The 21,201-nt window shown below is 62.5% G+C and carries 15 protein-coding genes and 3 pseudogenes; 5 read left to right on the top strand and 13 right to left on the bottom strand.

Translation table 11 applies throughout. The features are described from left to right. Nucleotides 1-14 precede the first annotated feature (14 nt). Genes BC363_RS09720 through BC363_RS09730 form a run of 3 tightly spaced genes read right to left on the bottom strand, consistent with a single transcriptional unit; the run spans nt 15 to nt 4,036 of the window. Nucleotides 15-1,409: an FGGY family carbohydrate kinase gene (locus BC363_RS09720; protein ID WP_065785874.1), complete on the bottom strand. Its 1,395-nt coding sequence runs from the start codon at nt 1,407-1,409 to the stop codon at nt 15-17. Then, the gene (locus tag BC363_RS09725) at nt 1,410-2,636 is read right to left on the bottom strand and encodes an FAD-dependent oxidoreductase (RefSeq protein ID WP_065785873.1); all 1,227 of its coding nucleotides are present in this window, start codon (nt 2,634-2,636) and stop codon (nt 1,410-1,412) included. Then, nucleotides 2,633-4,036, bottom strand: a complete 1,404-nt coding sequence (locus BC363_RS09730) for an NAD(P)/FAD-dependent oxidoreductase (RefSeq protein ID WP_065785872.1) — start codon at nt 4,034-4,036, stop codon at nt 2,633-2,635. Before BC363_RS09730 ends, BC363_RS09725 begins: the two co-directional genes overlap by 4 nt. A 262-nt stretch (nt 4,037-4,298) precedes the next feature. On the opposite strand from BC363_RS09730, the gene BC363_RS09735 reads away from it, so the two are divergent. After that, nucleotides 4,299-5,069: a DeoR/GlpR family DNA-binding transcription regulator gene (locus BC363_RS09735; RefSeq protein ID WP_065785896.1), complete on the top strand. Its 771-nt coding sequence runs from the start codon at nt 4,299-4,301 to the stop codon at nt 5,067-5,069. Nucleotides 5,070-5,515: 446 nt separating this feature from the next. Here the strand turns inward: BC363_RS09735 and BC363_RS09740 are convergent. The 8 genes and pseudogenes from BC363_RS09740 to BC363_RS09770 all read right to left on the bottom strand — a co-directional run bounded on the left by BC363_RS09740 (nt 5,516) and on the right by BC363_RS09770 (nt 14,533). Next, a pseudogene (locus tag BC363_RS09740) lies at nt 5,516-6,536 on the bottom strand (IS110 family transposase). An 80-nt stretch (nt 6,537-6,616) separates the two neighbouring features. Next, nucleotides 6,617-6,925, bottom strand: coding sequence for a hypothetical protein (locus BC363_RS09745; RefSeq protein WP_065785871.1), 309 nt, complete (start codon nt 6,923-6,925; stop codon nt 6,617-6,619). Between the two features lie 449 nt (nt 6,926-7,374). Continuing rightward, nucleotides 7,375-8,397 carry a putative 2-aminoethylphosphonate ABC transporter substrate-binding protein gene (locus BC363_RS09750; protein WP_065785870.1) on the bottom strand — a complete coding sequence of 341 codons (1,023 nt, stop codon included), beginning with the start codon at nt 8,395-8,397 and terminating at the stop codon, nt 7,375-7,377. A 197-nt stretch (nt 8,398-8,594) separates the two neighbouring features. Then, nucleotides 8,595-9,434 carry a DMT family transporter gene (locus tag BC363_RS09755; RefSeq protein WP_065785869.1) on the bottom strand — a complete coding sequence of 280 codons (840 nt, stop codon included), beginning with the start codon at nt 9,432-9,434 and terminating at the stop codon, nt 8,595-8,597. Between the two features lie 214 nt (nt 9,435-9,648). Then, nucleotides 9,649-9,786: pseudogene (locus BC363_RS34295) on the bottom strand (DeoR family transcriptional regulator); the annotation flags it as partial. Nucleotides 9,787-9,844: 58 nt separating this feature from the next. Then, the gene (locus tag BC363_RS09760) at nt 9,845-12,268 is read right to left on the bottom strand and encodes an FAD-dependent oxidoreductase (protein WP_065785868.1); all 2,424 of its coding nucleotides are present in this window, start codon (nt 12,266-12,268) and stop codon (nt 9,845-9,847) included. Between the two features lie 92 nt (nt 12,269-12,360). Further along, complete coding sequence (locus tag BC363_RS09765) at nt 12,361-13,332, bottom strand: PDR/VanB family oxidoreductase (protein WP_083223660.1); 972 nt, start codon at nt 13,330-13,332, stop codon at nt 12,361-12,363. 7 nt (nt 13,333-13,339) lie between these two features. Next, nucleotides 13,340-14,533, bottom strand: coding sequence for an aromatic ring-hydroxylating dioxygenase subunit alpha (locus BC363_RS09770; protein ID WP_065785867.1), 1,194 nt, complete (start codon nt 14,531-14,533; stop codon nt 13,340-13,342). Between the two features lie 113 nt (nt 14,534-14,646). Between BC363_RS09770 and BC363_RS09775 the strand changes: the two genes are divergently transcribed. The 3 genes from BC363_RS09775 (at nt 14,647) to BC363_RS09785 (ending at nt 17,162) form a co-directional block, all read left to right on the top strand. After that, a complete protein-coding gene (locus BC363_RS09775) occupies nt 14,647-15,531 on the top strand; it encodes a LysR substrate-binding domain-containing protein (RefSeq protein ID WP_065785866.1) in 885 nt (294 codons plus the stop codon). Between the two features lie 726 nt (nt 15,532-16,257). Next, entirely contained in the window at nt 16,258-16,647 is a 390-nt protein-coding gene (locus tag BC363_RS09780) for an antitoxin Xre/MbcA/ParS toxin-binding domain-containing protein (RefSeq protein ID WP_065785865.1), read from the top strand. Further along, the gene (locus tag BC363_RS09785; protein WP_065785864.1) at nt 16,644-17,162 is read left to right on the top strand and encodes an RES family NAD+ phosphorylase; all 519 of its coding nucleotides are present in this window, start codon (nt 16,644-16,646) and stop codon (nt 17,160-17,162) included. The genes BC363_RS09780 and BC363_RS09785 overlap by 4 nt, the downstream gene beginning before the upstream one ends. A gap of 547 nt (nt 17,163-17,709) precedes the next feature. Here the strand turns inward: BC363_RS09785 and BC363_RS09790 are convergent. Then, the gene (locus tag BC363_RS09790) at nt 17,710-18,723 is read right to left on the bottom strand and encodes a methyltransferase (protein WP_065793296.1); all 1,014 of its coding nucleotides are present in this window, start codon (nt 18,721-18,723) and stop codon (nt 17,710-17,712) included. Between the two features lie 449 nt (nt 18,724-19,172). Between BC363_RS09790 and BC363_RS09795 the strand changes: the two are divergent. Next, nucleotides 19,173-20,265: pseudogene (locus BC363_RS09795) on the top strand (RHE_PE00001 family protein); the annotation flags it as partial. A 53-nt stretch (nt 20,266-20,318) separates the two neighbouring features. Here the strand turns inward: BC363_RS09795 and BC363_RS34300 are convergent. Continuing rightward, complete coding sequence (locus BC363_RS34300) at nt 20,319-21,200, bottom strand: hypothetical protein (RefSeq protein ID WP_141690268.1); 882 nt, start codon at nt 21,198-21,200, stop codon at nt 20,319-20,321. Nucleotide 21,201: the final 1 nt, after the last annotated feature.

The raw sequence follows: 21,201 nt of genomic DNA on the forward strand, positions 1-21,201 counted from the left end.
GCGTGGCGACGGCGTTAATGCCGCCAGGCCCGTGCCCGTTCGATGGCGCGGGCAAAGCGCAGATGATCGTCAGCACCGACCGTGCCGTCCGGCCGGAACGTCCTCGCCGCGGTGCGCGCACCCCTGACATCGACCCCGCAGAGTTCTGCAAGGCCGAGGGCCGTCAGCTCGTGCATGGGCGCCACCGTGATCGAGCGGTTGCTCGCCGAGGCGAGAAATTGGGCGAAATAGGCGCTCTGCGAAAGGCCGCCGTCGATGGAGATGCTCGGCCCCAGTTCGCCCACCTTCGCGGCCGCCTCGATGAGGCCGACCGTCAGCATTGCGATTCCTTCGAGCACCGCGCGCACGAGGTCGCGCCGGTCTGTCGCGTGGTCCATGCCGATGAAGAGCGGTGCGGCCTGGCGATCCCAATAGGGAGCGGCAAGACCGGAAAGGGCGGGCACGAACACGATGCCGCGGCCGAGGGCCGAAGGCCCTTCGAAACTGCCGAGTTCCTCCATTGCCGAGAACAGGCCGATGTTGCGCGCCCATTCGAGCGCCGAGCCGGCATCATAGACGCCGCCTTCGATCGCGAATGTCGGCCCTTCGCCCCGGCGGTGCCAAGCAATGGTCGGCAGCAGATCGGATTGAGGCGGGCGCCGTTCGCCTACGATCGCTAGCAGGAAGGCGCCGGTGCCGAAGGTGATCTTGCAATCGCCGGGTTTACGGCAATCATGGCCGAAGAGGGCCGCCTGCTGGTCGACGATCGACACTTTGACCGGCGTTCCGTCGATCTGCCCGAAGCCGGCATCGACGACGGCAATCTCCGGCAGGCACTGGCGCGGGACGCCGTGCAGCGTACACATCTCCTCGCTCCAGTTGCCGGTTGAAAGATCGAGCAGGCCGGTACGTGAGGCCGTGGCCAGATCGGTGCGGAAGGTGCCGCACAGCCGGTCGAGAAAAAAGGCGTCCGTCGTGCCGAGCCGCAGGCGGCCGGCCTCAAGGGCAGCGCCGACGGCGGGTAGGTGCTTGACCAGCCAGGCGAGCTTGCTTGCGGAAAAATATGGATCGAGCGGCAGGCCGCAGACGGCTTTCGACCGTACCTCCGCCGCCGGCGGCAGCGCGGCGAGATTGGCTGTCGTGCGCGAATCCTGCCAGACGATGACGGGCGACAGCGGCTTGCCGGTCTCGCCGTCCCAGGCGAGGCAGCTTTCGCCCTGGTTGGAGATGCCTATGGCATCGACAGCGCCCGCGCTTGCCAGCACGGCTTCGATATTGCGCAGCAGCTCCTCCGGGTCGTGCTCCACCCAGCCCGGCGCCGGATGATGCTGAGCGTGACGGCGCGTACCGGCGACGCTCCACCCGCCCCCGTCCTCGATGACGAGGCAACGGGTGGACGTTGTGCCCTGGTCTATGGCGGCAACCCGCATTTACTCTTCCTCCCTGAAACGAAAATGGACGTGCTGCGCCTGCGGTGCTGCCGGCGGAATGGGCACGAGCACCCGCCGCTCGGGCATCCAGGTGCCGCCCGCCTGCCAGACCGCCTGCCCATCGACTTCGAGCGAGAGCCGGCCGCGCACGCGCTGCAACACGCGCAGTTGGAAGTGCCGGAAGGCCGGCGAGGGCGCCGATGCTCGGCGCAGGATGTTTGGCACGACGAGCTTGATCGGCGCGTCGAAGGTGACGGGCACCGCCGCGCCGGCATCGGGCTCGCGCCGAAGATCGTCGGCGACGGCTTTCGCGATGGCGCGGCCCTCGCGATACGCCCAGCCGCCGGTCTCGACCGCGCGCAACACATTGCCGGCCGCAAAATAGCGCGGGTTGAGCGAGCGGCCGTACTGATCGACGACCGGTCCGGCGCTGCCTTGGTCGACGCCCATCGACGACTGGAGGAACAGCGCGGATTCCGGCGTGAACTGGCCCGTGAGCAGGACGCCGTCGCACGCGAGCGTCTCGGTTGCGCCATGCTTGCGGATGGTCACGGCTTCGACGCGGGTGCGCCCGATGATGTCGACGAGGTCGGCGCCACGGTGAAAGGGGATGCCCATCACCGTCGGGAACCAGGTGAGTGGTGCACGGGCTACCGCATGGGCGCGCGGCTCGATCATCGCAACGGGCCTTGCGCCATGCGTCAGGCAGGTCAGCACCGCCGAGAGCGAGACGAGCTCCGAGCCGACGATCAGCGGTCGCTGGAACGGCAGCAACCCGTGAAAGGCGAGATAGGACTGCAACGTGCCCGTGGTGACGACGCCGATCGGCCGGTCGCCGGAAATCAGTCGGGCGGAGCGCGGCTTTTCCCGCGCGCCGGTGGTGACGACCACGCGCTGCGCTGTGAGCCGCTCGAGACCGCGCCCGGAGGCGACGAGGAGCGAGCCGTCGTCTGCAAGCTCGACCACGGAGTGGCCCGTGCGGACCTCGATGCCAGCCTTTTCCGCTTCCCGCGTCAGCTTGCGGCCGTAGGCGGCGCCGAAATAGACCCGTCCGAATTCGATCATGCCGAAGGGCGAATGGCTGCAGTGGCGCGTGGCGCCGCCGAGTGCCGGTTCGCGATCGAGCAGGACGACGCGTTTCGTGCCCCGCCGGCGAAGCTCGATTGCCGCCGCTACGCCGGAAGGCCCGCCGCCGACGACGAGGACATCTGCGTCGAACGCGCTCATTGCTTGCCCTCCTTCTCGACGGCCAGCGGTGTGGCGAGCTTGCCCTTGGTCATCTCCGCCAGGCGCGCGTTGCAGTAGAACCCCTGACAGCTGCCCATGCCGGCGCGCGTGCGCCGGCGAAGCCCGCCGAAATCGCCGGGGGGCACCGCGCTTTCGAACGTCGCCTCGATTTCCCGACGCGTGACCAATTCGCAGTGACAGACGATCTCGCCGTGGTCAGGGCGTTGCCAGTCGCGTTCGCGGCATTCGGCGAGATTTGGCGTCGCGATAGCCGGTATGTTTTCCGGCGGGCGATAGCCGCCGGCAAAGCCGGCATGAAGCTTCAAGGCATGCTGGGCAAGGCCAAGCGCCGAGCTGAGGCCGGTGGAACGGATGCCGCCGAGCGTGATCGCCCGCCTTTCAGGCCGCACGAAGACCCGGTAGCCCTTTTCTTCGCTCGCCGGCCGAAGCCCGGCATAGACGGCGGTGACGGGAATGTCGGCAAGGGCGGGAACGATCTCTGCCGCGCGGCGGACAAGCGTTTCGAGCGTTTCGGTTTCGACCGTGGCGCGCACCCGGTCTTCCTGTTCTTCCGCCGTCGGACCGACGAGCACGTTGCCGAAGGCGGTCGGACAGACGACGATGCCCTTGGTGATCTCTGTCGGCACGGGCAGGATGATGCGGGGAACATGACGACAGGCCGCCTTGTCGAGCACGACGAACTGACCCTTGCGCGGCTTGATGCGGAAGCCGGCGCCGAGGCCGAGGCGGTCATCGACGAGGTCGCCATAAAGCCCGGCTGTGTTGATCACGGTGTCGGCGACGATCTCGCCCGCAGTTGTGTCGAGCCGCCAGGCGTCATCGAACGTCCCCTTGAGGAGTTCGGCGCCGCGCACGAACCGCGCGCGAAGCGCGATCGCCTGGGTGAGATAGGCAAGAGGCGCTGACCAAGGGTCGATGACGTGTTCGCCCGGCACCTCCAGCGCGGCGGCAAGACGCTCGGAGAGCGAGGGCATGGCGCTCCGTGCCTCCTGGCCCGTGAACAGCGAGACATCAGCCGTGCCGTTGTCGCGCGCCTGGCTGGCGATCGCCTCCAGCTTGTCCGCCTCCTGCGCGTTCCAGGCGCAGACGAAGGCTCCCGTCGTTACCAGCGGCAGGTTCAGGCTGTCTTTTATCTCGAGATATTCCTGCCGACCGGCTCGAACCAGTTCCAGCTCAAGGCTGTTCGGCGGTGCGTCGAAGCCCGTGTGGAGGATGGCGCTGTTGGCCTTGGACGCTCCCGATAGGATGTCAGGGCCCTTTTCGAGAAGCACCACCTTTGCCCCTGCAAGCGCAAACCGGCGGGCGACCGCGCAGCCGACGACGCCCGCGCCAATGATGGCAACGTCGAAAGGGTCGGCAGTCGGCGACTGGATAGGCAAAACATCGTCTCCCGTTCGGTCATTTAATGACTGAACGGTATAAACTAAATGACCGAATGTAAAGCGCGCCGGCAAGTGAAGGGCCGCCAGGATAGGGCCTGAGAGGCCTTCCACTGGCCACTGGCCGCGGCGAGTAGAATTCGATGTGATGACTGAACGGGCATGTTTCGGTCGTTGACTTGACCGAATTGCACGGTACAAGGAGAGAGATTCTGGAAATAGAGTGGATTTCTGCTCGAAATCGTCATCGGAAGGAGGCGCCGTGAGGCCCGCGGATCGCCACGAAAAAATTGTGAAACTCGTGCATAAGGCGGGCGAAGTCAGCGTCGATGACCTCGCGCAGACGCTCGGTGCGTCGCGCGAAACGATCCGACGCGACCTTGCCAATCTCGATGCGATGGGACGTCTGAAGAAGTTTCACGGCGGTGCCCGCGTGCGTTCCAACACTTCGGTCGAGCCGGCTGTGGAGGGCCCCTTCGCATTGCGCATGGCGGAAAATCTACCCGCCAAGCGCAAGATTGCCCATGCCGCGGCCAGCCTGCTTGCGCCGGGTGATGCCGTTTTCATCGACACGGGAACGACCACACTGATCCTCGCCGAGGCGCTGGTGGATCTTCCAGCACTTGTCGTTGTAACGAACTCCTGGCGGATTGCTGCCACTCTGTCGGCAAATCCGGATCACAAGGTTTTCCTGATTGGCGGTGCTTATGGCGCGGATGCGGGGGAATCGCTCGGCCAGTTCGCGGTCGAGCAGATCCGCAAGTTCCGCGCCCGCCATGCCTTCCTCACGGTCGGTGCGGTCGACGAGAATGCGGTGATGGATTTCGATGCGCAGGTAACGGAGGTCGCGCAGGCGATGATCGAGCGGGTCGATTCTGTCACGGTGCTGGCAGACGCCTCGAAATTCGGCAAACGCGGCATTTTCGAAGTTGCTCCCTGGGCCAGGATCGACAGGCTTGTCACCGATGATGCGCCGCCCCCGGCCCTCGCTGAGGCGCTGAAGGGGGGCGGAACGCAAATCGTTGTCGCCTAGGTGTGAGCCTTCAGTAGGTTGTCCATTCGGACCGAACCGAGGAGACTGGAGTTACCAAGCTTCAGCACTCATGGGAGGGTCCGAATGAACATCCACAAGAATGCCCGTCTGACGCGACTGCGTCGAGATGTCAATCGGCGTCCAAAAATCACCCCATATCGGCGTCCAATTTTGGCTCTGACTCATATGTGGAACGGCCCGGTTAGCAAGGTTGTCGTCGCGTAATTCTCCGTCGGACGGTGCAGTCATATGTCCGGCCTGTCAGCGCGGTCATCGACCGCTGGCCACGATGAGATCCGCGATGCCGATCGCCTAATCAATTTTGCGCGCTCAAAGGCACAGTGAGTCAGACGGTCTGATCGGCATCGAGGTGTCGCCCCTCGGGTTCATCACGCTTTCGCACCTTGCTGCTTTATCCCAGCGCCGAGGCCCTGGGAATTCTGTTTCTACGCCGTCGGCGTAGTCGACGGTGGTTGGTAGGTGCCACCCTTGACGAGAAGGGCCCATATTGTGCGCGCCATCTTGTTGGCTAGCGCCACGGCGGCGACCTTGTAGGGTTGTCGTGCCATCAGGGACCCGATCCAGGCAGGTAACTTTACGCCTCTGCGAGCCTACTTCAGGATAGACGTAGCACCGACAATGAGCAGAGTTCGCAACTGCTTATTGCCTCGCTTGGATATTTTGCCGAGCCGCTCCTTGCCGCCGCTCGAGTTCGCTCGCGGTGTGATACCTATCCAGGCGGCCAGATCCCGCCCGGTTCGGAAGGCTGCGGGATCTTGGACGGCGGCCCGGACGGTCGCAGCGATGATAGGACCAACACCGGGAATGGTCGTCAGGCGGCGGGCCGCATCATCGACCTTCACCGCCGCGACAATTTTGGTGTCGAGCATCTCGATCCTTTCTGTGAGCGTTTCAATTTGCTCGGCCATCTCGAGAAGCGCGGCGCGAGCCGGAGCTGGTAGACGCCTGTCTTGGTCGTCGCGCAGTATGGCAACGAGCTTGGCAATGCAGGTCATGCCGGTCGCGGCGATGATCCCGAGCTCAGCCATGTGGGCACGCATGGCGTTCGCCGTCTGGCTTCGCTGGCGCACGAATAACTCTCGGGTCTTTAAGACCATACCAGCAGCTTGCTCCTCAGCCGATTTGATGGGCACAAAGCGCATCGTCGGGCGCGTTACGGCCTCGCAGATCGCCTCAGCATCCGCTGCGTCGGTCTTGTTACGTTTGACATAGGCCTTCACATAGGCGGGCGGCATCAACCTCACGGTATGGCCAATTTCGCTGATCGCGTTCGCCCAGTGATGCGCACTCCCGCAAGCCTCGAGGCCGACCAGACAGGGACCGAGGCCTCGAAAGAACTCCAGCACCTGCGATCGCCGCAACGTACGTCGGACAGCAACATGTCCGTCTCCAGTGACGGCGTGAACCTGGAAGACCGACTTGGCCCAAATCCAATCCGATCGTGATCGGGCCGCCTTCGGACTCGGCGTAGTGCTTCTGCGCGGCCGCGGCGATGATCTCCTTGCGACCGCGCCAAGTCAGGTGGATCAAAGACCGTCTAACGGCCAGAAACTCCTCCGCGCCGGGGGGGTGAGACCGTTCCCGTCGTTCTCGGTCAGCCTCCAACGATCGACGCCTTGGCCAATCCTCTGCCTGAGGCGGGCGAACGATCCGGCAACGCCCTGTGGTGGCGATGTCGGATCGGGTAGCAAGGAGCGGATACCGGCATTCAATCGGGCGATGTCATTGATCGACCGCATGAGATCCACGATGCGTGTCGCGCGTTCCGCTAGTTGAGCAGCGAGCGACGATTGGGTTTCGCGAGGATTTGGCTGGGTGTTCGTTTCAGTCGTCATCGGCCTTCTCCCTGTGCCGTCCGGCCCCAGCGTTTTCGTGCGGGCAAGGGCGTCCATGTGCGCTCTTTAGATGTGGCGATTTCCTGTCTCATGTTGCTGTCAGTTCAATTCCAGTCTTCGGATATGCCTAGGGCTGAAAGACGATGCGGCAATCGCGCCGGGAAGGCGGTTGTCTCGGCCTGCGCATCGAATCCCGCAAACGCTCTGAGAAGCGCTGATCTTGCAGCCGAAAGGGCCGAGGGGCGCAGATGAAGTCGCGCTCCTTCATTTCAAGCGAGATGTTCTTCAGCCTCTGAAACTGCCGAGGCCTTTCCAGGCCTTGTTTATTCTGAGGTAAGCGCGTTCGGCCCCGATCTTGGTGGCGCTCTCCGGTTTCTGGGGCGATCGGGTGCGTTCAGCGCGCGGCGGGGCGCCGACAGCGACGACGCCCCGCCACCTGGTCGACTGTGTCAACCCTTCGGCTCGGACTTGCTGTCGTAGCGCTTCTGCCATTCCTCGAGGATCGCCTTGCGATTGTTGGCAGCCCACTCGAAGTCGTTGTCGATCATCTTGTCTTCGATGTCGGCGGGCAGGTGCGGAACTGGCTTGGCGACGCCCGGCATCGCCACAACGGCGTAGCCGACGTTGTACATCTCGTTGGCTTTCTTGCTGACGGACCAGTCGAGGAGCGTCTTGGCCGCCTCTTCGTTGGCAGTGCCGGCGACGATCGCAGAGGCTTCCATGTCCCAGCCAATGCCTTCTTCGGGAATGATGATGTCGAGAGGCGCGCCTTCCGCCTTCGACTTGGCCGCCCGGAACTCGAAGGAAATGCCGATCGGAACTTCGCCGGCCGCCGCCATCTTGCACGGTTTGGAGCCGGAGTGCGTGTAGGTGGCGATGTTCCGGTGGAGCTCGTCCATGTAGGCCCAGCCGCGCTGCTCGCCGAAGAGTTGCAGCCAGCTCGAAACGTCGAGGTAGCCGGTACCGGACGAGGCTGGATTGGGCATTACCACATGGCCCTTATACTCCGGCTTCGCGAGATCCTTCCAGCTCTTCGGTGCGGTCAGGCCAAGCTTTTGTCCCTCGACGGTATTGAAACAGATGGAGGCCGCCCAGGCATCCATGCCGACCCAGCTTGGCGGCGTGTCCTTGTCGATGAACTTCGGCTTGAGAAGCTCGGCGCCCTTCGGCGCGTAAGGCTCGAGCATGCCTTCGGCCTTCAGGACGAGGAGCGAGGTGGCGGCGAGCCCCCAGAGAACGTCGGCCTGCGGATTGTCTTTTTCGGCGAGAAGCTTGGCAGTGATGACGCCGGTGGAATCCCTGACGAAGTTGAGCTTGATGTCGGGATGGTCCTGATTAAACGTTTCGGCGTAGCGCTTGAGGTCCTCGGCCTCGATGGCAGTGTAGACCGTTAGCTGATTCTCGGCCAATGCAGCCGTCGACATTAGCGTTGCGGCGAAGGCGGCAAGTACGACAGATTTCTGCTGATGCATTTGTATCTGCTCCCCTTTTTCGGCTTTAAGCGCGATGCATTTGGGAGAGGCTTCAACTGGCATTTGAGCATAGCAGATGCCTGGAATTACGCCTCGTCCGACTTGATACTGGAAACCGGCAGTCAATAAGTAAAATCTATTATTTTTATAACATGGAAGGTAGAATTTATACTTTCTGCAGCGTGTCCGGACGTACGTCATGCAGAAAACGCGAGGGTGACGACACCGCCGGCGACGATCGCTGCACAGACGATTCGTCCGAGCCATGGCCTCTCGCCGAAGATGGAAAGCCCGATCAGTGCCGCGATGATTACGCTCGATTCTCGCACCGCCGATACCGCTCCGAGCGGAGCGACCGTCTTGGCATAGATGACGAGGCCATAGGCGGTGACGGCTCCGACGCCGCCAACGAGGCCGAGCGCAACGGTGCGGCTCTCTATGGTGGCCGAGCCGCGCCATTTGCGGGCGAATACGCAGAGTGACACCGGCAGCTCCAGCAGGAAGAGCCAACCCATATAGCCGAAGGGATTGCCACTCAGCCTCACGCCGATGCCGTCGACCACCGAATAGGCGGCGATCAGCAGGCCGTTGATTGCCGCCACGCCGACTGCCCGTGGATCGGCCCCGGCGGCTCCCCTCTGGATCGCGAGATACCCTATGCCGGCCGAAATTGCCGCCAGGCCGGCCCAGCCCGTGGGCGAAAGGTTCTCGCCAATCAGGAGGAATGAGCTGGCGGCCACGAGCGCCGGTGCGAGTCCGCGGGAGATCGGATAGACCTGCGACAGGTCACCGATCCGGTAGGAGTGGAAGAGGAAAACGTAGTAGCCGTAGTGGATGACCGTCGACAGGAAGATGCAGATCCAACTGGCTGGCGCCGGCGGCTCGGCAATAAGTACGAGTGCCGCGCCGAGCACGGTGTGCATGGCGGAAACCGCCGCAAGCACGACGGCGCGGTCTGTCGCCGCCTTGACCAAGGCATTCCAACTCGCATGTAGGAAAGCCGCGACAAGCACAATGGTAAGCGCAAAGGTTGACATGGGCCAAACCCGGGGCAGGAGGGGTGGAGCGGTGAAAGATCAGCCGCCAAGTCGAGCGCATTGGGATAGGTGCAAGTGCACGGACTTTTCTTGGAGATCCCGATGGACGGGAGCAAGGGCGCCGAGGCGGCGCCCTCGCGATTATGATGTAACGTTCTCGTTGAGGGCCATGGCAGCGAATAGGTCTTGACGCTGGTGTAGCTCTTCATTGTTTCGTCTCCCGCGACACGTCGAAGAATGTTGCCAGCTCCGTGATGCTCACGGAGCCGTCGGTCGCGACGCGCCTTAGTATTTCGTCGTGGCGGCGCGGCGCGAGCGCCCGAGGTTTTGCGAGTCGGACATGCGGCAACATCATTCGCCAGGGCAAAGAAATGTTGCAATTTGTGGAAACTGGTTCGTTTGCGACGAAGCTAGATGCGGATACGCTCGCCGGAAGGGTCATAGGCGCAGCGCTCGACGGCCCTTGCTCTGCTGCGGCGGCCGAACGCCTCTACTTCGATTTCACTGAGCGCCATGTCCTCCCCCTTGAGATATCCGAACACGAGCGAAGCGCCGACGGTGTGGCCGAAATCGCCGCTGGTGGTCATGCCGACGACGCGGCCGTCCACCGACATCGCTTCACCGCCATATACCGGCAGAGGCTCATCGAGCCGGAAGCAAGCGAGTTTGCGGACGATGCCCCCCTCCTTCTGCGCGGCGATCGCGTCGCGACCGTGGAAATCGCCCTTCTTCATCGACACGGCAAAGCCCAGTCCCGCCTCCAGGGGCGAGTCGTCGGGAGTGATGTCGGCGCCCCAATAGAGGTAGCGCTTTTCCATGCGCAGACTGGAGATTGCCTTGTAACCGACGTCGGCGATGTCGAACGCGGCTCCCGCCTCTTTCAACAGCTCGTAGACGTAAGCCATGTATTCGGTCGGCACATGTAGCTCCCATCCGAGCTCGCCGACATAGGTGACGCGCGCGGCCATGACCGGCGCCCAGCCGATACGGATGTCGCGACACGTCATGTAGGGGAAGGCGTGGTTGCCGACGTCATCCTCGCTCACCTTGGCAAGGACGTCGCGCGAAAGCGGGCCGCACAGGTTGATGACGCCGTAGGCGCCGGTCACCTCCTGCACCTGAACCGAACCGTCGCGCGGCATGTGGCTGCGGATCCAGCCGCCGTCGCGCGTGCCGAAGGCCGAGCCGGTGACGACATGGAAGACATCCTCGCGTCGCCGCATGATGGTGAGGTCGGCCTCAATGCCGCCGCGCCTGTTGAGCAGTTGCGTGTAGATCACGGCGTTCTCACTGCGGTCGACATTGGCGGCCGCCAGCCACTGCAGGTAACGAAGCGCACCCGGGCCCGTCACCTCGAATTTGGAGAAGGACGATTGGTCGACCAGCGCCACACGCTGGCGCACGGCACTGTGCTCGCGGCCGATGACCTCGGCGTAAGGTGCGCGCTCGAAGGTTTCAAGCGGCGGTTTTGCTTCGCCGGATTGCAGGAAATAGTTGGGTCTCTCCCAGCCGAACTTTACGCCGTTGACGGCGCCTTTGGCCGTGAGGGTCTCATAAAGCGGTGAGCGGCGCAGCGGCCTGCAGGCCGAGCGTTCCTCTTCCGGCCAGGCGATGGCGTAATATTTCGAATAGGCTTCGATGGCGCTGTCGCGCAGATAGGCAAGTCCGCCGTGCGGCCCCCCGAAGCGGCGAAGGTCGAAGGCCCAGAGGTCCATGCCAGGATCGCCTTCCAGGATCCAGTTGGCCATGGCGCGGCCGGCGCCGCCCGAGGCTGCGATTCCGGAAGTGAAGCCGCAGGCGACGAAGAAGTTCTCGAAGTCGCCGGCAAGGCCCATGACCGGCTCGCCGTCGGCGGAGATCGGGATCGGGCCGTTGACCACCGAGCGCACGCCGAGTTCGCCGAGCATCGGAATGCGGTTCGAGGCGCCTTCGATCACTTCGGCGATGCGCTCGAGGTCGTCGGCGAACAGCTCCTGGCCGAAGCTCATCGGCAACTTACCGAGGCCGTAGGCGGCGCGCGTCTCCTTCTCCCAGCCGCCGATCGCCATCGCGCCCGGCTCGGGCTTGACGTAGAAATTGGCGTCGGGGTCGCGCAGCGTCGGCAGGTCGTCCGGCACCAAGGGCGATTTCTCGGTGACGAAGTATTCGTGCTCGACCACGGTGATCGGTAGATCGATGCCTGCGAGTTCGCCGAGCTGGCGCGCCCAGAGGCCCGCAGCGTTGACGACGATCTCGCAACCGATCTCGCCTTCACTCGTCTTCACGGCGGTGATGCGGCGGTCTTTGATAGTGAAACCGGTGACGGTGACCCCCTCGACGATGCGCACACCGCCGGCGCGCGCACCCTTGGCATAGGCATGGGTCAACGAATAGGGATCGACATGGCCGTCCGAGGCGATCCAGGTCGCACCGCGTAGCCCCTTGGTGTCGATGAGCGGGAACAGCCGCCTGATCTCATCGGGGCCGATCAGTTCCATGTCGAAGCCGTAGCTCTTGGCGGCCGTATGGGCGCGCTTCAGTTCCTCCCAGCGCGCGTCGGAGGCGGCAAGCCTGAGGCTGCCGACGTTCTTCCAGCCAACGTCCTGGCCGGTCTCGGCGCCGATCCGGGCGCAGAGGTCGGCGCTGTACTGCATCAGGCGGGTGAGGTTGACCTTGCTGCGCAGCTGCCCCATCAGCCCGGCGGCATGCCAGGTGGAGCCTGCGGTCAGCGCGGTTTTTTCGAGGAGGAGCACATCCTTCTCTCCCGCTTGGGCAAGATGGTAGGCGATACTGGTGCCGATGGCGCCGCCGCCGACGATGACGATGCGGGCGTGCGCGGGAACTTTGCTAGACATTTTCGGCCTTTCCGGATTGAGCTTACGACAGCGAGAGATTGCCGGTTTGTTTGCCCGTTGAGACGGCCTCCCGCCGGCGCAACGCAAATTCGTCAGAGGTCGAGGACGAGCCTTGGTGAAAGCGCGCGTGAGCAGCAGGCAGTGAGGTATTCCTGCCGTTCGACTTCGGAGAGTGCCTCGTCGCGATGATCGGGAATGCCGTCGAGGTAGCGCACCATGCAGGAGCCGCAGATCCCCTGCCGGCAGCTCGTCGCGATACCATGTCCGCGCTCGGCCAGCGCTGCGAGCAGCGTCTTGTCGGCCGGCACTGCAATGACCTCGCGGCTCGAGGCTATCTCGACCTCGAACCCTTGGTCGCCGTCGCCCAGGCGCTCGTTGGGGACGAAACTTTCGACATGTATCTGATGACGCGGCCAGCTTTCGGTCGCCTTGCCAAATGCCTTGAGGAACCCTGCCGGGCCGCAGGCATAGACATGGGCTCCGGCGGCAGCCTCGCCGACCAGTGCGGCCATGTTGGGACGGCGGGCGGGATCGTTGCCGTCGTGATGGAGCGCTGCGCGGCCGGCGGCGACTTCGTCGAGAACGAACGCGCGGAACGCTGTTTCTTCGAGAGCGCGCGCACAGACATGGGCGAAATAATCCGCCTCGGCCTGCCGCAGATGATGGATCATCGCGATGATCGGCGTGATACCGATGCCGCCGGCGATCAGGACATGACGCCGGGCATCTTCGGCCAGCGCAAAACCGTTGCGCGGCCGGTCGGCGCGCACCACGACCCCGCGCGCAAAAGTTCTGGCCACCTCCAGCGAGCCGCCTTCGCCCTGTTCCTCGCGCTGGACGGCGATCCAGTATTCGGACGTCCGGGCGGGGTCGCCACACAGCGAGTAACAACGCGAGCGGCCGCTTGGCAGGTGGAAGTTGAGATGAGCGCCCGCGTCCCAGGCCGGCAGGTGCTCGCCAGAAGGGGAGACCAACCTGTAGGCCGAGACTCGCGCAGTCAGCGCCTCGATATCGGCGACTTGCAGCAGGATTTCCGGCCTGGAGAGCATGGCTGGCACCATCATGGGAGCATCATGCGCTCATCCGCCGGGCATACCAGCGGATATAGCGATCGACGTTCTGCTCCTTCGTCGGCGAATAGGGGCCGGGGTCGAAGCCGGGCGAGGTGACGCCGATCCATTGCCGGCGGCAGATCTCCCAGTCCTCCGACATCACCTGATCGTGGAAGGCCGCGACCTTCTCGGGATCATAGTCGCGGCCCTCGACGGCCGCCTCATCGACAAGCCAGTAGCCGCGCACGATCGTTTTCGTCGGCGAGACCGGAGTGATCCGCACCGTATGGGCATAGTCGGAGTTCGCGTGGCACCAGAAATTGATGTTCGTGTTGGCGCGGGCCGTCCCCATGTCGGGGTCGGCGAAACCGGCCATCAACACGTTGCACACCAGCTGGCCGTCCGGGCTTTCGGTGACCATACCCTTGCGCACCGGCGTGCGGTTAGCACGGAACCATTCGGCGGTGTTGTTCGACGAGGTGTTGACCCGGGCGACGTCGAGGCCCGCCTTTTCCCACCGGATCGTGCAATCGGCGAGGCGTTCGGCGATCTCGCCTTTGAGCGCCGGATTATCATTCTCGGTGTCGTACTGAACCGAGACGTAGCCGTGATGGTTGGCCTCGCAATGGTAGCACTCGCGGTTGTTCTCGACGACGATCTTCCAGTTCACGTCGAGATGATAGTCGCGGATGAGCGCTATCTTCGCGCGGGCGACGCCCTGGGATTTCAGGATTGGCGAAAGGTGGTCGCGCAACTCGCTGAACGGGGAAGGCGTCTCGGAGAGATTGACGAAGATCAGTCCATCCGATTCCTCCGCATGAACCGGCTTCAGCCCGTGGGCGCTCTTGTCGAATTCTTCGCCCATCATCGGTGCGCCGATCAGCGCGCCGTCATGGGCGTATGACCAGGAGTGGTAGGGGCAGACAAGACGCGCAGCCGTGCCCTTTTCCTTGGTGCAGATGATCGAGCCGCGGTGTCGGCAGACATTGTGATGGGCGTGCACCTTGCCACTACGGTCTCGCACGAGGACGACCGGCGCACCACCGACATCGAGCGTGATATAGTCTCCGGGCTTCGGCAACTCGACCGTGTGGCCGGCAAAGAACCAGTTGTTGCGGAAGATCTTCTGCTGCTCGGCGGCAAAAATCTCTTCGCTCAGATAGAACTCGCGCGGCAGCCCCTTCCCAGGACAATAGGTCGAAAACATATCCATTTCGGCACCTCTCCAACAGAACCTTGGTCGAGTGGAGGCGAGGCTACATGCCTCTTGTTCCGTCGCGCAAACGCGAATACCTTTGGGTCAGAGCAAGAAAATCTAAGGGTGCCATGCCTGCCGAACGCGTTCCCCTGAACTGGCTCCGTGCCTTCGAAGCCGCCGCCCGGCTCGGCAGCTTTGCGGCTGCGGCCGCCGAACTCCATGTGACGCCGTCGGCAATCAGCCAGCATATTCGCGTCCTGGAGCAGCGTCTTGCGAAGGACCTGTTCGACCGCCATGCAAACGGTGTCAGGCTCACAGGCCCCGGCCGCCGATACGCCGAGGATCTGGGGCGCGCCTTCGCGCTGATTGAGGAAGCGACGCAGAAGTTCAACGACCGGGGCGCGCGCGACGTGCTTGTCGTGCACGTGCCGACATCATTTGCCAGCCAATGGATTGCCCCAAGGCTCGATCTTTTCCGTGCTTCGCACCCCAACATCGATCTCAGGTTGACGGCGCTTGATCAAGGGCAGGGCAAGGTGGATGCCGAGATCCGCTACGGCTGGGGCAACTGGCCGAGACAGGAGGCCGTCTTGCTGATGCGCGACGAGATCTTTCCGGTTTGCGCGCCGAAGGTTGCGGCCGAGCTCCCGAGCGCCGGTGCGCTTTGCGGCAGCGATCTCCTGCATGTGCCGGGCTATGCGGAAGACTGGGACGCCTGGCTCGCCCACGCCGGCATCGCGGACATCGACACCACTGCGGGTGCTGCCTTCGATCAGTCGATTATGGCGATCCGGGCGGCGATCGAAGGCAAGGGCATCCTACTCGGACGCTCGACGCTGATCGAGCGGGAGCTGCGGTCCGGCCTGCTCGTCGCCCCGTTCAAGGAGCGGCTTCAGAGTTCGGGGGGATACTGGTTCGTGGCCTCAGCGCAAAAGGTCAAAATGCCGAAGGTTTCGGCGTTCCAAGACTGGCTGCTGCAGACGGTCTCCGCAGCGGGAGCCGGGGAGCACTGAGTGCCCCAAACGCGGAATTTCGCCGCATTCGCTCACAGCGCGTTCCGTAGGCGCTTTGTCTGCCCGAGTATGCATGCGGGTGAGATTCGACAGTGCACCTATGACCTCTGCCGGCCCGTGCAGGACGGAGGTCGTAGCACTGGCTGGATTTTCCGAAAAGACCGCCGCTGGAGCAGGGCTGACGGGGGGGGGGGGAGCGGTCGTTCTTGGCTTTTGAGGATGACACGCGAGAATTGGAATAGGAGCAACCGATGGGAAAGGATGTGTCGCTTGGCAGGTAAATGTGAGAATGCGGCTGTTTCAGTTCGATTTGGCATTTAATGATGAGAAACTGAGCGGCCGGATTCTCAAATTGACTGCTAAGGCATTAACTCTCAGGCCGCGGCGAATTGGGCATTCGTTCGGCGCTGTGGCTGAGCCACAGCTAATACGGCTCCGCCGATTCCCGATCGCTCCATTCTCACATTAAGTGCAACCGACGCGGTACGGTTATCAAATTAAGTGCTCATTCTCAAATTACGTGCAAAGCTAAGCCGCTGACTTCATTGACTCTAGATTCTCGCAATTAACTGCCAAGCGACAGTTGGGCTCAGGAGGGGCATGAAGCTCATAGCTGGCGCCCCCTTAGCCTGGACAGGAGTACTTTCTTGCCGGCCGCTTGCATCCGCGACAGAAGTGCCATATAATTTGCACAATAAATGAGTTGTCCGATATGGCGAATTGATCATGGTTCAAGTTCTCAAATCTCCCGAACAGAGCGGTCCTCTGGTCCTTTCCTATATGGATCGGGCGGGAAAGATCGCCGTTGAACGCGTCGCAACCGGCTTCGGCATGTCGAAGAGCCAGTTGGCCGAGACCGCGGGATTGGCGCGCGAAACGCTGTACAGAAGCGAGCGCAGCCAAGGTGCAAAAACGCAGGGTCGCCTTCGGGAAATGCTGGAGATCATCAGTCGTGTCTCAGATTGGGCCGGTGGCAAGGAGCAGGCAATGGCTTGGTACCGCGCTCAGCCCCTGCCTGCCTTTGGCGGGCGCACGGCTGAAGCGCTGGTGAAAGACGGCAAGGCGGGGGCGGTGCGTGATTACCTCGATCATATGGCCCTCGGGGGCTTCGCTTGAGGTTTGTGGGGAATTGCTACCGAGCGCATGACCCGCGCTGGGCTTTCAAACCCGTCTCGGGAGATGGTGCGGCTATCAGGGGCGCGCGCTTCAACCCAAAAGGTGTGCCGGCTCTCTACCTCGCACTCAGCGTCATGACGGCGGTCAAGGAAGCCAATCAAGGCTTCGCCCATCGTATCGACCCGTGTGTCCTTTGTTCCTATGATGTCGATTGCGATGACGTCGCGGATCTTACTTCTGAAGTTGGACGCGCAGCGAATACCGTCACTCTTGAGGAAATGGCCTGCAGTTGGGCGACCACGCTTTCCGAAGGCAGGAGACCTGCATCCTGGGCGATATACGATCGCCTGAGCGCACGGGGTATGGCGGGCATCTTGGTGCCCAGCTTTGCGCCGGGTGCCGAAGAAGGTGATCGTAACCTGGTGCTTTGGAACTGGGGGCAAAACCTGCCGCACAAGGTGGAGGTGCATGACCCCAGTGGTCGGCTCCCTAAGGATCAGTTGTCCTGGGAATAGGCTTGTGCCGTGTTGGCGGGAATAGCTGAAAAGCCCGGATTTCAGGCGAATCCACCGATCCAGGGACGACTGACATCGAGCTTTTGCGACTCAAAATCCATCACTAGCGATACGGGGAACCTATCGATAGTGATTGGGCGTGGAAATTTCCGTCCGTATGACGGAAACGTAAAGCCGATTAATTTCCGTTTGTGAAATTTAAAGCGTTAATTCATATGGTTAATCAATGCTCAAGATGACCAAGATGAGAATTCTAGGGTAACTGGGGGCATATTTTCTGGCTGTGGCTGTGGCTTTGGCTTCCGGATTTCAATTGAAGCCGTAAGCGAAAAATTTGGTCTTCGATTTCGACGTCACAATTTCGCCCGGGCAGGGGAGGATCGAACTCCAAGCCCGGAATTCCGTCGTGAGGCTTTTGGAGCCGGTGGGCGTTATTTGCAGCCGCTGTTCAAAATCAGATTGACCGACGGCGTTGTCAGCGCCAGGCAATCGACATTGCCCCCATGGGTCGATCTTGCGGAACACCGACCGGGGGCGTGGTTTCCGCTCAGCCGGGCTTGAAGCCGATCACCATCGAGTCCGGCCCCAGCAACGGCTCGACGCGCGTGGACACGAAACCGGCGTCGTGCATCCAGGTCTGGCAGTCGGCGCCGGTGTAGTCGAACCCGCCGCGGGTCTCGATCAGCATGTTCAGGCTCATCAGCAGGCCGAAGGCGTTGCTGCGGCGCTCGTCGTCAATGACGGCGTCGTAGACGATCAGGGCCCCGCCGTTCGGCAGCGCGGCGAAGGCCTTTTCCAAAAGCTTCCTCTTCTCGGCAAGATCCCAGTCGTGCAGGATATGCCCCATCACGATCACATCCGCATGCGGCATCGGGCCGTCGAAGAAGTTGCCGCTTTGAAAGCGGATACGGTCAGCGAGGCCCTGCCGGGCGACGAATTCGTCGAATATCGGCTGCACGGCGGGCAGGTCGAAGCCGATGGCCTGGAGATGCGGATGGGCGCGCGCGATCACCACTGGCACCATGCCCTGCGCCGCGCCCACGTCGGCGAAGGTCGTATATTTCGACCAGTCGAACCTGGCGGCGATCGCTTGCGCCGCACCGGCGCTGATCCCGCTCATCGCCTCGAGGAACCCGCGCAGCCGTGCCGGCTCCGCATAGATCGCAGCGAAGAAGTCCTCGCTGTGCTTGGCTTCGTTCTGCGGCTCTCCCGTGTGCAGGGCTTCGGTCAGCGAGCCCCAGAAACCGTAGAGCCGGGCATTGGCCATTTCGAGGATGCCGCCGATATAGGACGGCTTCGCCTTGTCGAGGAAGAGGTCCGTATCAGGGGCATTGCGATAGCGGCCGTCCTCGCGTTCGAGCAGCTTCAGGGCCACCAGGGTGTCGAGGAAGTCGCGGGCCGAGCGGGGATGCAGTTTCAGCCTGGCCTGCAGGTCAGGCAGGCCGGCCGGTCCGGCCGCGAGCTCGGTGAAGACGCCGAGCTCGACCGCGCTGAGCATGGCCTTGGAGGCCCAGAAGCCCATGCCGAGCTGCATGATGGTTTCCGGTGTCGTTGCGCCCATCGCTCGTCTCCTCGTGGATCGCTTCGTCGAACGGCATCTGGGATTGGTGCGGAAACCGAACCGGTCCGGCGGCGCTGCGAAGCCGTCCCGTCTCGTCGAGGCACCCTGCAAGGGAAAATAGAGCGTTTCGCGATAGGGGGCAATTAATCCAGAATCACTAGCTCAGAGCCCAGCCGAAAAATTGAGTTGAGTGATGTCAGGCGACAGGTGGAATTGCTCGCGTAGTGTCGTGCTGATGATTGCCTCGGCCCGTCCGCAGGCGCTTGCGCCATGCGTCGCGCCGTCATCCGAAATCGCTCGAGCAGCCGTTGAGGTTCGATTTTGCAATCACTTCGGCAAAATAGGAGTTTCACTGAAATCGTTAGCGGAAAATTAGGTCGCATGTATCGGCTAAAGCTAACGAGCATATGACATTTTGCCGTTTGCAATGACGAAGTAAAACCCACACCGGCGTCGCGCTCGCCCGTCTCGACGAGCGCATCGCCCGTTCGCCGGTCGGCGAGGGCATTGTCGAACGATCCCATTTTGCCGATGCCTGCGCCTCGCTATGGATCGACGGCGAGCTCGTCCATCTCGAGGACCTGGTGCTGCACGACGCCGGCCACGACATCCGCACCCCGACGCATGAACTGACCATCGCCCGTGACGTGCTGCGCAGCCGCCGGCGCATCGCCGCGCAGCCGCCCGGCTGGGCACTCAGCCCCGATGGTCTCCGGCAGGCGTGGCCTGCAGCATCTGTTCGTGCCTACAGTCCCGTGGCTGTCGGAGCGACGGAGGATGCTGCTTCCGTCGGAGGAGGGGAGGGCGCCTCCGAGCAAAAAATCCAATCCGTTCGACGCCGAGCTCGCCGCCATCGATTCGCTGCTCGCCCGATCGGACGCCGTCATTGAAGAGGCAAGGCGGACCGGCCCCGCGAAAAGCGCTCGGGCCGAAAAGGATCCGCTGGTCTACGATCTCGATTGGGACGAGGACGAGCGGCTCGAGGAATGGCGCGGCGTGCTCAAAAAAATCGGTGAGCTGCCGCCGGTGTTGCAGGCGATCGTCGCTCTCGATGCCTGGAATGAACTGGCGGTACTGCAGCATGCGCCCTGGCTCGGCCGGCTGCTGGCCGCGTCGATCCTGCGCCAGGCCGGCATCACCACCGCGGCCCATCTCGCCGCCCTCAACCTCGGCCTGAAATCCATCCCCGTCGATCGCCGCCGGCATCGCGATCGCGAAACCCGGCTGCTGGCGATCGCCCACGGCCTGATCGCAGTCGCCGAGGTCGGCTTGAAAGAGCACGATCGTCTGGCGCTGGCGCGACAGATGATGGAGCGAAAACTCGCCGGCCGGCGGACCTCGTCAAAACTGCCGGAGCTGGTCGAACTCGTCATGGCAAAACCGCTGGTGTCGGCCGGCATGGTGACCAAGACTCTCGAGGTCACGCTGCAGGCGGCGCGGCCGATGGTCGGCGAGCTCGGTTTACGCGAGATGACGGGGAGGGGGAGGTTTCGGGCATGGGGGGTTGTCGTAGCGATTCTGGACTCACGTTCGGTGCGGTAGATGGATATATAGCAACGGATCACGATCTACCGCACCAGCTCTTGGCTAGTGGATCACGCATTCGCGTCAGTCTTTTCAAGCAATAGGTTCCGGAAATCCGTGGCGAACTGGCCTCTGGTTACAGTTTTTGTCAGATGCCCCTCCCATCTGGCCGTGTTGTTGTAGTGCGACCTCATCTTGTTCAACAGCTGCTTGCCATCCGCCAACCGAACCATTTCCGTCGACCGTCTCGCGACCTCAAATCCCTCGCCTCTAAAGCGGCTACGAACTTGATCAATGATGTCCTTGAGGGTCGTGCGGAATAATGTCCAATCTACTCCTTCGCCTACGAGCTCGTTCCGGATATCGCGGAACACCGACGTTGCGGTGACCTTACCTTGGAAGCGGCCGACATCTATAATCTTGCAATCGCCGCCACCCCGCCTAATTTCCTTTGCCGTGTACTTGTAGAGGGCCGCCGCGAAAAAACGCTGCTTCAAATGGCGCAGCATTTCTTCAACTTCCTCGACCGTCCGCTTGCCGAGCTCGGGCATTCGAACATCATCGCTGATGTGTTCACAGAGGTCGCCATGAAGGATCAAAATGGTCTCGAGTTCGTGACCGAAGAGAAAAAGCAATCCATCGACACCCGGAATCTCAAAAATCGGCGCCTCACATTCGATAAAATGGCCCATGCCGCCAAACATTGCGGCTTCCTCGCCGTCGAGAAGGCCGAACACTTTCGGGTTGGTGGGGCGCTCCTCAGCCACCTGGGCTATGACGCCCTCGTTTCCCGTCGTCGGCGGTACTTTAAGTTCAAGGCAATGGCCGACATTCGGCCCGAGGAGTTTCTGGTAAAATTTCTCGTCAGGTTCACCTTCCACATAAACGATGACCTTGTCGACATAGCGGTTGTCGAGCTGCTCAAAGTCTGAAATTTCCGAAAAATCTGTCACG

It is taken from the genome of Ensifer sp. LC384 (genome assembly GCF_001695865.1).
Classification (GTDB): Bacteria; Pseudomonadota; Alphaproteobacteria; order Rhizobiales; family Rhizobiaceae; genus Ensifer.

What these genes read in the sequence shown, in the direction of transcription:
- BC363_RS09720 (WP_065785874.1), bottom strand. Translation starts at nt 1,409, where the DNA reads ATGCGGGTTGCCGCCATAGACCAGGGCACAACGTCCACCCGTTGCCTC.
- BC363_RS09725 (WP_065785873.1), bottom strand. Translation starts at nt 2,636, where the DNA reads ATGAGCGCGTTCGACGCAGATGTCCTCGTCGTCGGCGGCGGGCCTTCC.
- BC363_RS09745 (WP_065785871.1), bottom strand. Translation starts at nt 6,925, where the DNA reads ATGACGACTGAAACGAACACCCAGCCAAATCCTCGCGAAACCCAATCG.
- BC363_RS09750 (WP_065785870.1), bottom strand. Translation starts at nt 8,397, where the DNA reads ATGCATCAGCAGAAATCTGTCGTACTTGCCGCCTTCGCCGCAACGCTA.
- BC363_RS09755 (WP_065785869.1), bottom strand. Translation starts at nt 9,434, where the DNA reads ATGTCAACCTTTGCGCTTACCATTGTGCTTGTCGCGGCTTTCCTACAT.
- BC363_RS09760 (WP_065785868.1), bottom strand. Translation starts at nt 12,268, where the DNA reads ATGTCTAGCAAAGTTCCCGCGCACGCCCGCATCGTCATCGTCGGCGGC.
- BC363_RS09765 (WP_083223660.1), bottom strand. Translation starts at nt 13,332, where the DNA reads ATGATGGTGCCAGCCATGCTCTCCAGGCCGGAAATCCTGCTGCAAGTC.
- BC363_RS09770 (WP_065785867.1), bottom strand. Translation starts at nt 14,533, where the DNA reads ATGGATATGTTTTCGACCTATTGTCCTGGGAAGGGGCTGCCGCGCGAG.
- BC363_RS09775 (WP_065785866.1), top strand. Translation starts at nt 14,647, where the DNA reads ATGCCTGCCGAACGCGTTCCCCTGAACTGGCTCCGTGCCTTCGAAGCC.
- BC363_RS09780 (WP_065785865.1), top strand. Translation starts at nt 16,258, where the DNA reads ATGGTTCAAGTTCTCAAATCTCCCGAACAGAGCGGTCCTCTGGTCCTT.
- BC363_RS09790 (WP_065793296.1), bottom strand. Translation starts at nt 18,723, where the DNA reads ATGGGCGCAACGACACCGGAAACCATCATGCAGCTCGGCATGGGCTTC.